Here is a 10,444-nt window from a genome sequence, read left to right as displayed (position 1 = left end):
TCTTTTTAGTGGAACTTCTAAAAAATGCTTAATTCCATAGATTAAAGTTGTGCCAGAACTTAGAACATCATCTACTAAAACCAACGATTTATTTTTATATTCATCTGTTTTTATACTAGTTGTAATTTCTTTTCTAGGATTTTTTTTATCTATTTTTACCTCACATAAAACAACATTAAGATCAGAAATACCATTTAAAATAGTTGCAATATTTTGAGCAAACACATAGCCATTACCATTAATACCAGCAATTATAATTTCTTTTTCATTACAATTGGTTTCGTAAATTTGATAGGCAATACGACGTGTTTTATTTTTAATTTGCTCGTTTGTTAAAATAATTGAACTTTCCATTATCGTTATTTTTTTTCAAAGATAAAAAAGAATTCTCTTCCTTGTCTTTGTTTTATAGAATTATAACATTTTTCCAAAACCTTAATTTCAAATTTCGCATAAAATAGTTGAATGTATTCAATTAAACTTCCTCCAAATGGAGGTCCTTCTTCTGTTAATTCAAAATCAAAAAGCAACCCAACTAATTTTCCGTCCTTATTTAATAAGTTATACATTTTGTCTACATACATTTCACGTAAGGAAGGTGATAAGGCGCAAAAAAAGGTTTGTTCAATAATTAAATCGTACGTAGTTGTATGATCAAAAAAGTTTTGATTGATTAAATTTTCTGTTGGAAACTGAGGAATTCTTTTTTCAATATTTTTTAATGGTTGTTGTGCAATATCTAAAACACTTACATTTTTAAAACCCTTATTCAATAAATATTCTGCTTCAAAACTATTTCCACCACCTGGAATAAGAATTTTTAAATCTTTGTTTTTAAGTTGATTTATGTATTCTTTAATGGGAGTAGAGACATAACCAATATCCCAGCCAGTTTTATTATTTGCATATTTATGCTCCCAATATTCTTTGTCAAAATCTGTTTTATTCTTCTTGTAAGTCATCTATGTCTCGTCTATCTTTTTTTGTTGGCCTTCCAGTTCCTTTTTTGCGATAATAGTCTTTAGCATATTTTAAAAGTTCAAACTTCTCAAATTCTTCTTTAGGTGTAATATCTTTTCTAAACAAATCTACCAATTTTGCACCAACTCTATTTGGAGGAATATCCAAAACTTCAATTTTATAATTTATTTGATCTTTTCTAACGGAAATTTGCTCACCATTAAATATTAATTTAGAAGCTTTTACACTAGCATTATTTATTTTTATATGTCCTTTTTTACAGGCTTCAGTAGCTATACTTCTGGTTTTGTACAACCGAATACACCATAAATATTTATCAATTCGCATTTAAATACTATAATAAAGTTAAATTTTAGTTATTCTCTTTGAAACATTTGAAACAAAGGTATGAAAATAGTATCTTGCGCACCTTAAAATAAAAGTAAATGAAAATTAAAAATTTATTAGTATTATTTATAATTGGTTTGGCTATTTTTTCTTGTAAAAACGATGATGATAATTCAGATGATTACGACGCTGCTGGACAATCACTTATAGACGATAGTATATTGATTGACTATTTAAAAACCCATTATTTGAATGAAGTAGATGGGGGAATTTGGACTATTACTAATGGTGAAACTCCATTAATGGGCCAAGTTAACACTCAAAATATTATTTATAATGATGTAGCATACAAATTATACTATTTAAGACAAAATGAGGGTTCATCAATTGCACCTTCAGGAGTAGATTCTATCTATGCAACTTATACAGGAATGTTGTTAGATAGTACTGTTTTTGATACAAAGACAACTTTTTCGTGGAATATAGGAACAAGTCCGGCTATTTTGAGTGGACTAATTCCAGGTTGGCAATATGGTTTTACAAATTTTAAAGGTGGAACTGTAATTCAAAATGAGGATGAATCTTTTGATTTTGAAGATTATGGCAAAGGAATTTTATTTATACCTTCAGGTTTAGCTTATCGTAATGCTAGTCAAAGTTTAATTGAGAAAAACTCTCCTTTAATTTTTGAAATAGCTTTAAAAAATGTAAATTTAATTGATCACGATTTAGATGGTGTGGATTCAAAATTTGAAGACTTAAATGGTGATAATAATTTTACCAATGATGATACAGACGAAGATGGTATTTATAATTATTTAGATGATGATGATGATGGTGATGGGGTGCTAACTGTTGATGAAGACGCTAATGGCGATGGAGATCCAACAAATGACGATACTAATGGCAATGGAATTCCAGATTATTTAGATAAGGCTACGAAGTAGTAGTATATTTATGTTTAACTTTTTAACTGTTGAATTATATAGTATTTTGATTATTTAGATACGAACTTATAAAGTTGGAAAAATTTTAAAAAAACTCAGGATTTAGTTAAATTCTGAGTTTTTTATTGTTCTTCATATTTAGTTTGAACCTTTTTGATCTCTAGGCCTTTCCAAAGGGAGGGCAACTAAACTTAAGCTTTTCAACTTTTCAACCATTAAACCTTTCAAATAATATTAATCCTCATCTTCTAAAGCTCTTTCTAACAAGGTATCATTAAAATTTTTAGCTCCTTTAGCTCCGAGCTTTTTAATACTTTCAACTTTTTTAATAAGATTTCCTTTTCCTGTTAGTTTTTTCATTGAAGAATTATAACTGCCTTGTACGGTTTTCAGCTGATTTCCAACTTTAACTAAATCTTCAGTTAAATTAACAAATTGGTCGTATAAACGTCCTGCTTGTAGTGCAATTTCAATGGCATTTCGTTGCTGCTTTTCGTTATTCCACATACTGTCAATGGTGCGTAAAGTTGCTAAAAGGGTAGTAGGTGTAACAATCACAATATTTTTTTCAAAAGCTTTGTTATAGAGTTGGTTGTCATTATTTAAAGCAACTGCAAAAGCGGGTTCAATTGGTATAAAAAGTAATACAAAATCTGGAGATTCTATTTGATAAATATCTTGATAATTTTTTTGGCTTAATTGTTCAATATGACGTTTTAAAGAGTTAACGTGGGCTGTAATTGCTTGTTCTTTTTCTAGTTCATTATCTGTATTAATATAGTTTTCATAAGCCGTTAATGATACTTTAGAGTCGATAATCATTTTTTTAGTATTTGGTAAATGAATAACCACATCTGGTAAAATTCGTTTTCCATCTGCATTAGTAAAACTTTGTTGTACAAAATACTCTCTACCTTTTTCTAGACCAGATTTCTCTAAAACACGTTCTAGAACTAGTTCTCCCCAATTTCCTTGGGTTTTACTATCGCCTTTTAAAGCTTTTGTTAAGTTTAAGGTTTCCTTACTCATTTGTAAATTTAGTTCTTTCAGACCAACTATTTGCTGACGTAAAGCTGCGTGGTAATCGATACTTTCTTTATGTGTATTTTCGACTTTCTTTTCAAAATCTTGAATTTTTTCCTGTAAGGGATTTAAAATATTTTTGATATTTTCTTTGTTCTGCTCCGTAAACTTCGACGATTTTTCTTCTAATATTTTTGAAGCCAATAATTCAAAATCTTTTGAAAACTTTTCTTGTAATTTTTCTATTTCTTGTTTGTTTTCTAATAATTTTTCTTCTAAATATTTTAATTCAGAAACCTTTTGAGTGTAACGTAAGTCAATTTCGTGTTTCTCGTTAGATAATATCGTTTTATCGTTATTTAATTGATTAAAGTAGTATTAAGTTCTTTTTCTTCAAGTAAAAGTTTGTGTTTTATTTCTAATTCAGAAGTAATTTTTTGTGATTTGTTTTTACTAATTAGGTAGCTAATTGTATAGCCAATTATAAAAAAAACAACAGCAATTAAACTATAGATTAAAAAAGGATTCATAGTAATAAAAATTAGTTTATAAAAGTAAGATTTTTATATTTGCGATTGGAACTCATTAATTAGAAAAAAAAGTTGAGTTATTAACATCAGATGAAAACAATTGCAAAATTTATATTACACACATTATTTGGTTGGAAAATTATTGGGAATTTCCCAAAAGATTTAAAAAAATACGTAATTATTGCTGCTCCTCATACGCATTGGCTCGATTTTCCTTTAGGAATTTGTATAAAATATGCTACAGGAACACCGATAAATTATATTGGTAAAGCATCATTATTTAAACCACCCTTTGGGTTTATTTTTAGATGGCTTGGCGGTGCTCCTGTAAACAGAAATGAAAGTTCGAACAAAGTACAAGCAATTGTGGATGTTTTTAATAGTAGAGAAAAATTTATTTTGTCTTTATCCCCAGAAGGGACCCGAAAAAAAATTGCCCCTTGGAAAACAGGATTCTATTATATTGCAAAAGGGGCAAATGTTCCTATTGTAATGGGAACATTAGATTTTGGAAACAAGCAAGTTAAAATTTCTGAACCTTATTATTTAACAGGTGATATTGATAAAGATTTTGAATATTTTTATGCTTATTTTAGAGGTGTAAAAGGAAAAATACCTGAGAATTTTAATTTGTAAGTTATAAACTAAGTATAAAACCATTGTTGGTAAAAACACTTCGACTCCGCTCAGTGACCAGACTAACTTCTGGGTTATTGAGCAGAGTCGAAATTTAGGTTTTTATAATGATTGACAATCGGTAAGGTGAGATTCTGAATCAAGTTCAGAATGACGACATTCAAATTTCTCAAACAGTTTGTCTTTTAAATATTATATCAAAAAATAATTTTATCCCTTATAAAAAGGCAATCTTACAATTGTTGCAGGAATTGCTTTTTTTCGCACTTGAATAAAAATTTCTGTGTCTCTTTTGGCGTACTCCTTAGCAACATACCCCATTCCAATTCCTTTTTTAAGTGAAGGACTCATTGTACCAGAAGTTACTTCTCCAATTACAGTTCCATCTTCAGTAACAATCTTGTAACCTTGACGAGGAATTCCTTTGTCAGAAATTTCAAAGGCTATTAATTTTTTTGTTACTCCTTCTTCTTTTTGTTTTTTTAAGGCTTCAGAATTCACAAAATCTTTAGTAAATTTTGTAATCCATCCTAAACCAGCTTCAATAGGCGAAGTAGTATCCGTAATATCATTTCCATACAAACAGAATCCCATTTCTAATCGTAATGTGTCACGCGCAGCCAGTCCAATAGGTTTTATTCCAAAATCAGCACCAGCTTTAAAAACTGCATTCCATACGGCTTCAGCATCTTTATTTTTTATATAAATTTCAAATCCACCAGAACCTGTGTATCCAGTTGCAGAAACAATTACATCCTTACAACCAGCAAATTCGCCAATTTCAAAAGTATAATATACCAAAGTTGAAAGATCAATATTTGTTAACGATTGTAAGGCTTCAGAAGCTTTAGGACCTTGCACAGCCAATAAGGAATAATCATCAGAAGCATCTATCATTTCAACACCCAAATCGTTATGCTTAGAAATCCAATTCAAATCTTTTTCAATATTAGATGCATTCACCACAAGCATATATTCTATATCTGAAATTCTGTACACTAATAAATCGTCCACAATTCCACCATCATTATTTGGTAAACAACTGTATTGAATTTTACCATCAATGAGCTTGGATGCGTCGTTAGAAGTAACTTTTTGAATTAAAGCCAACGCATTTTCTCCTTTTAGAAAAAACTCTCCCATATGAGAAACATCAAAAACACCTACACCATTTCTAACAGTTTCGTGTTCAATGTTAATTCCTTCATATTGCACAGGCATATTATAGCCTGCAAATGGCACCATTTTAGCACCTAATTGTTCGTGTATGTGAGATAAAGCAGTATTTTTCATTTTTATTGTTTTTGAAGTTGCTAAAGTACTAATTATTGAATAATTGTATTGGTATTAATTTACCATTTTATCAACTTATTTGGAAAAAAAAATAAAATAATATTTTTATTTTTTGTGTTACTTTAGTTGTAAAATTATTAGAAAAAATTATTTAAATTAATAAATATTATGAAGTTCTTAAACTTTAGTTTAATTAATGTCTAGAATTATCTGAAAAATAATAAGAATATAATAATTCTAATTAAGAATCATTCTAAATTCTATTATAACTTCAATATGTAAATTTATCCTTATATTTATACTAGAATAATTTTTTATAAAATTGAATTATGAATACTAATGGATTAAAATATACAGTTAATTTAAGTTTTGAAGAAATAAAATTACCTCCTTTTGAAGAAATGTTAATTTTAGGTAAAAATTCTCCTCATGGAAAACAAGGTGTATCAAAATCTTTTGAATTGCTAATCCCAAATGGTTTTGCAATTATTGATACAGATCATAAGAATGTAGATTGCGTATTTGTTAATAAGAGAATTTTATCAAAAATACCAGAAGAAAAAATATTAAGAATACTACAAACTAATGTATTTCCTTATGTTTCTGAGCAGGAAATTTTAAAAGTTGATTTTAAAGTTAAAGTTTCATTTAAAATTGTTGAGGAGGATTAATCATTTAATTAATCATGAAAATTGAGCATTTAATACGAAGAGATTTTTCAATAGTAAATCCTTTTTATGGTGTAAATACAATTAAAAAGGAATTGTTAGAAAGGCGAGCATTGGTTGTTCAAGATGAAAATCAATTTTACGGTGTTCTAACAACGAATGATTTAGTTAAAAACTCAAAAGTTTTAGTAATAGATTGTTTATCAATTAAAAATTTAGTTGATTTTAAAAAATCTGTACAAGAAGTTCTATTAGAAATGAAAGTTTCTAATACAGATGTATTGCCTGTTGGAAAAGAAGGTAATTTTATTGGGTTAGTCTTTAAAAATGAACTTTATAATTATGTGTCAGAATATAATTTAGAGTTGGAGACAATTATTAAAGAACAAACAGAAGAACTAAAAAAAACATTAGAAACTAAAGATTTGATGTTCTCTATAATTGCTCATGATTTAAGAAGTCCATTTAATATTATTTTAGGATATTCAGATATTTTAAAAAATAACTTGCGTAACTATAAAATTGAGAAATCTGAAAGGTTAATTAATCAAATGAATGCCCGAACTCAAATGACATTAAATTTACTTGACAACTTGTTAAATTGGTCGAAAAATCAATCTGGAAAGTTAATAGTTAACCCTTCTTTTTTTAATATTGGAACTGTTTCTGACCAAATAATAGCCGAGCTCAAAGAAACCGCTCAAATGAAAAAGATTACTTTAAGAAGTTTTTATCCAGAGGGTTTAGATGTAAGTGCAGATAAAAATATGGTGAAAGTAATTTTAAGAAATCTTATTTCAAATGCAATTAAATTTACTAAAAATAATGGATTGGTAGAAGTATATTCAATGGCTATTGATGAATATATTGAGGTTACAGTTTCAGATACTGGAATAGGAGTAGATGATAAAAATAAAACTTTAATATTTACTATTGACGAAAATAAAACTAAGTTAGGAACTGCAGATGAAAAAGGGAGTGGTTTAGGTCTTGTTATTTGCAAAGATTTTGTTGAGAGTCATCATGGTAAAATATGGGTTGAAGATAATAAAGATGAAGGCAGTTTATTTAAATTTACACTACCAACTCAATTTGTGAAAGGTAGTACTATTAAAAAAATAAATATGCCATATATTAAAATTAGAGAATAATTATTTTGAGCATAGTTATTGCTTTTATGTTATCTACAATAAAAATTTCTAACTTATTTTATTAAGGTTTTAAACAATAACTTAGTTTTATTGAGTTATAAATAAGCTTAAAAGCTAATTTTTTATTCTGAAATAATATTTTTAAAAATTAGATCTTACTATGTTTGTCAGTATTTCAATCAATTGGAACTCTTTTTTAGGATTTTGCTATATTTGAGTTTTAATACCCTAATAATTATTTAAATATGAAATTTAGCAATACATCTGTCTTATTAATTTTCTTTGTATTTTCAACAAGTTTTTCACAAAATAAAAATCTTCCTCAAGACTATTTAACAAAAGACTTTCACAAGAATAGAAGGGAAGCTTTGCGTTCTAAAATGCCAAGTAATAGTGTTGCTGTTTTTTTTGCAAATGCTATTAGAAATAGAGCGAATGATGTGGATTACTTGTACCACCAAGATCCAAATTTTTATTATTTAACCGGCTATAAAGAGCCACATGCCATGGTATTAATTTTTAAAGAAAAACAGACCATTCAAGGTAAAACATTTAATGAAGTTTTATTTGTACAAGAACGCAACGAAACCGCCGAAATGTGGACAGGAAAGCGATTAGGGGTGCTTGGAGCGCAAGATGAATTAGGTTTTAGAGTTGCCTATAATGGTAGGGAATTTGAGAGTTTTGCTATTGATTTTTCCAAATTTGAAAAAATTTTATTCAAGAGTTTTGAAAACGATGTAAGAGATTCCAAAGACGGTGCTGATTTGTACGATTTAATAAAAACCTTTAAACAAAAAGTGTCTTTTGATTTAATTCAGTTAAATAATCCGGCTGATGATAATCTTCATAACGAAACTAAAAAAAGAATAGATACTCAATTTTTAAAAGGAGTAATGGCTTCTTTGCGTGAAATTAAAACCAAAGAAGAATTGGTGTTGTTAAAAAAAGCTATTGAAATTTCAGCAATCGGACAATTAGAAATAATGAAGGCAATGTACCCAACTATGTCTGAAACAGAAGCACAAGGTGTGCACGAATTTGTATATAAAAAATACGGAGCGGAATATGAAGGTTACCCTTCAATTGTGGGGGCTGGTAACAATGGTTGTATTTTGCATTATGTAGATAATAATAAAACATTGATTGGTGATAACAATCTGATTTTAATGGACTTAGGTGCTGAATATCACGGATATACTGCTGACGTAACAAGAACAATTCCTGCAAGTGGTAAATTTTCTCCTGAACAAAAACTGATTTACGACTTAGTTTTTAAAGCTCAGGAAGCTGGAATTGCAGCGTATACTGTTGGAACTAAAATGAATAAACCGAATGCAATAGCAAAAAAAATAATAAATAAAGGTTTGGCAGATTTGGGAATTATTGCATCTGAAAAAACGAGACATCCGTATTTTCCGCATGGAACTTCGCATCATATTGGTTTAGATGTGCATGATCCAGGAAATTATAATAGGTTTGAAGAAAATATGGTGGTTACAATGGAGCCAGGAATTTATATTCCGAATGGTAGTGATTGCGATGAAAAATGGTGGGGAATTGGTGTTAGAATTGAAGATGATATTTTAATTACTAGAAATGGTCCTGTAAATTTATCATCAAAGGCACCAAGAACTTCTTCAGCAATTGAAGCAACAATGAAACTACCAAGTGTTTTAGATAGTTTTATACTTCCAAAATTAGATTGATTTTAAAATAAAGAAAACCTTAAATATTCAAATAATAAATTAATATCTTTAATAACAAATTATAGGGTTTTATAAACGAGCAATGTTAGAAAGTTTATTTCTCAACGAAATTAATAATTGGCGAACCTACTTGTCCGGAAGGCAGGCAGTTTATGACGGTTAAAATAATATAAAATACATATGAAAATTCAAATACATAAATGGAGCATTGTAAAACAACTAGCACTTTTTTTAGGCATTTGTTTGATGATTTTTTCTTGCGAAACAGAAAAAGAATTTAGTTCTGTTAAACCTATTAATTGGGAAAAAAGAACTGTTCAATTCAATAAAAACGACACACTTATTTCTGGACAAACTTATTTGTCCGTTTACTCTCAAATATACAGTAGCACAGAACATAGAACGCATAATTTAACGGTTACAGTTAGTATGAAAAACATAAATCTAAACGATTCTGTTTTTATTGAAAAAGCTACTTATTTTAATACTAAAGGAGATTTAATTAGAACTTATTTTAGCAAACCTATTTATTTAGCACCCTTAGAAACAGTTGAAATTGTTATTGATGAAGTTGATAAACAAGGAGGAACTGGTGCAAATTTTGTTTTTGATTGGAAAAAGAAATCAATTGTAAATGACCCTCATTTTGAAAGTGTTATGATTTCTACTTCCGGACAACAAGGAATTTCTTTTACTTCACAGGGAATTAAAATTGAATAGTTAGTTTGAAAGTGATTTAATTGATATTTTCAGCTATTATACCTGCTTAGCAATTTATCAGCTACGATATTACGACACCCTGAACTTGATTATTCATTCATTTTTTAGTTCATAATATGGAATTCGTAAATTTTCGATTTTAGGATCTCTTAATGATTGGTTATCTGTATTGTGAGATGCTGAATCAAGTTCAACATGACGCTTAATCAATATAATTTTTTAAATCCACTAAAACTTTTCAAAAACACCCAATCCAAATAAAGCAAAATCGTATTTAACTGGATCGTTTTTATCCATTTTTCGAAGTGAAGCATCCAATTCAGTTAACGCTTTTGCATCGTTTTGTTTTCTTGTTAACAATACTAATTTACGAGCAACATTTCCAGAATGCACATCTAACGGACATGATAATATACTTGGAGAAATAGTATTCCAAATTCCGAAATCTACACCAGCTTT

11 protein-coding genes and 1 pseudogene are annotated in these 10,444 nt (G+C 28.4%); 6 read left to right on the top strand and 6 right to left on the bottom strand.

Going from position 1 to position 10,444, the window contains the following annotated elements; genetic code table 11:
- From AB1Z17_RS10400 to AB1Z17_RS10390, 3 genes are all read right to left on the bottom strand, one after another.
- The coding region (locus tag AB1Z17_RS10400) for a phosphoribosyltransferase family protein (protein WP_368051736.1) at nt 1–354 on the bottom strand (354 nt) is incomplete at its 3' end.
- A 5-nt stretch (nt 355–359) separates the two neighbouring features.
- A complete protein-coding gene (locus AB1Z17_RS10395) occupies nt 360–962 on the bottom strand; it encodes an SAM-dependent methyltransferase (protein WP_368051735.1) in 603 nt (200 codons plus the stop codon).
- On the bottom strand, nt 943–1,308 hold the full coding sequence (locus AB1Z17_RS10390) for an RNA-binding S4 domain-containing protein (RefSeq protein ID WP_368051734.1): 366 nt from the start codon (nt 1,306–1,308) through the stop codon (nt 943–945). The genes AB1Z17_RS10395 and AB1Z17_RS10390 overlap by 20 nt, the downstream gene beginning before the upstream one ends.
- A 98-nt stretch (nt 1,309–1,406) precedes the next feature.
- Between AB1Z17_RS10390 and AB1Z17_RS10385 the strand changes: the two genes are divergently transcribed.
- On the top strand, nt 1,407–2,255 hold the full coding sequence (locus AB1Z17_RS10385) for an FKBP-type peptidyl-prolyl cis-trans isomerase (protein WP_368051733.1): 849 nt from the start codon (nt 1,407–1,409) through the stop codon (nt 2,253–2,255).
- A gap of 234 nt (nt 2,256–2,489) precedes the next feature.
- On the opposite strand, the pseudogene AB1Z17_RS10380 reads toward AB1Z17_RS10385, so the two are convergent.
- Nucleotides 2,490–3,650: pseudogene (locus AB1Z17_RS10380) on the bottom strand (DNA recombination protein RmuC); the annotation flags it as partial.
- A 248-nt stretch (nt 3,651–3,898) separates the two neighbouring features.
- Here AB1Z17_RS10380 and AB1Z17_RS10375 point away from each other — a divergent pair.
- The gene (locus AB1Z17_RS10375; RefSeq protein WP_368051732.1) at nt 3,899–4,444 is read left to right on the top strand and encodes a 1-acyl-sn-glycerol-3-phosphate acyltransferase; all 546 of its coding nucleotides are present in this window, start codon (nt 3,899–3,901) and stop codon (nt 4,442–4,444) included.
- Between the two features lie 210 nt (nt 4,445–4,654).
- On the opposite strand, the gene gcvT is transcribed toward AB1Z17_RS10375, so the two are convergent.
- Entirely contained in the window at nt 4,655–5,737 is a 1,083-nt protein-coding gene (gene gcvT, locus AB1Z17_RS10370) for a glycine cleavage system aminomethyltransferase GcvT (RefSeq protein ID WP_368051731.1), read from the bottom strand.
- Between the two features lie 329 nt (nt 5,738–6,066).
- On the opposite strand from gcvT, the gene AB1Z17_RS10365 reads away from it, so the two are divergent.
- The 4 genes from AB1Z17_RS10365 to AB1Z17_RS10350 all read left to right on the top strand — a co-directional run bounded on the left by AB1Z17_RS10365 (nt 6,067) and on the right by AB1Z17_RS10350 (nt 9,985).
- On the top strand, nt 6,067–6,408 hold the full coding sequence (locus AB1Z17_RS10365; RefSeq protein ID WP_368051730.1) for a hypothetical protein: 342 nt from the start codon (nt 6,067–6,069) through the stop codon (nt 6,406–6,408).
- 14 nt (nt 6,409–6,422) lie between these two features.
- The gene (locus tag AB1Z17_RS10360) at nt 6,423–7,556 is read left to right on the top strand and encodes an ATP-binding protein (protein WP_368051729.1); all 1,134 of its coding nucleotides are present in this window, start codon (nt 6,423–6,425) and stop codon (nt 7,554–7,556) included.
- A 245-nt stretch (nt 7,557–7,801) separates the two neighbouring features.
- Nucleotides 7,802–9,265 carry an aminopeptidase P N-terminal domain-containing protein gene (locus AB1Z17_RS10355; protein ID WP_368051728.1) on the top strand — a complete coding sequence of 488 codons (1,464 nt, stop codon included), beginning with the start codon at nt 7,802–7,804 and terminating at the stop codon, nt 9,263–9,265.
- A gap of 180 nt (nt 9,266–9,445) precedes the next feature.
- Complete coding sequence (locus AB1Z17_RS10350) at nt 9,446–9,985, top strand: DUF3124 domain-containing protein (protein WP_368051727.1); 540 nt, start codon at nt 9,446–9,448, stop codon at nt 9,983–9,985.
- Nucleotides 9,986–10,213: 228 nt separating this feature from the next.
- On the opposite strand, the gene AB1Z17_RS10345 is transcribed toward AB1Z17_RS10350, so the two are convergent.
- The coding region (locus tag AB1Z17_RS10345; RefSeq protein ID WP_368051726.1) for a DUF2400 family protein at nt 10,214–10,444 on the bottom strand (231 nt) is incomplete at its 5' end.

It is taken from the genome of Lutibacter sp. (assembly GCF_040883305.1).
In the GTDB taxonomy this organism is placed as follows: Bacteria; Bacteroidota; Bacteroidia; order Flavobacteriales; family Flavobacteriaceae; genus Lutibacter.
The sequence above is the reverse complement of the archived record's forward strand: the minus strand, read 5'-3'. Positions and strand labels throughout refer to the sequence as shown.

What these genes read in the sequence shown, in the direction of transcription:
- AB1Z17_RS10395 (WP_368051735.1), bottom strand. Translation starts at nt 962, where the DNA reads ATGACTTACAAGAAGAATAAAACAGATTTTGACAAAGAATATTGGGAG.
- AB1Z17_RS10390 (WP_368051734.1), bottom strand. Translation starts at nt 1,308, where the DNA reads ATGCGAATTGATAAATATTTATGGTGTATTCGGTTGTACAAAACCAGA.
- AB1Z17_RS10385 (WP_368051733.1), top strand. Translation starts at nt 1,407, where the DNA reads ATGAAAATTAAAAATTTATTAGTATTATTTATAATTGGTTTGGCTATT.
- AB1Z17_RS10375 (WP_368051732.1), top strand. Translation starts at nt 3,899, where the DNA reads ATGAAAACAATTGCAAAATTTATATTACACACATTATTTGGTTGGAAA.
- gcvT (WP_368051731.1), bottom strand. Translation starts at nt 5,737, where the DNA reads ATGAAAAATACTGCTTTATCTCACATACACGAACAATTAGGTGCTAAA.
- AB1Z17_RS10365 (WP_368051730.1), top strand. Translation starts at nt 6,067, where the DNA reads ATGAATACTAATGGATTAAAATATACAGTTAATTTAAGTTTTGAAGAA.
- AB1Z17_RS10360 (WP_368051729.1), top strand. Translation starts at nt 6,423, where the DNA reads ATGAAAATTGAGCATTTAATACGAAGAGATTTTTCAATAGTAAATCCT.
- AB1Z17_RS10355 (WP_368051728.1), top strand. Translation starts at nt 7,802, where the DNA reads ATGAAATTTAGCAATACATCTGTCTTATTAATTTTCTTTGTATTTTCA.
- AB1Z17_RS10350 (WP_368051727.1), top strand. Translation starts at nt 9,446, where the DNA reads ATGAAAATTCAAATACATAAATGGAGCATTGTAAAACAACTAGCACTT.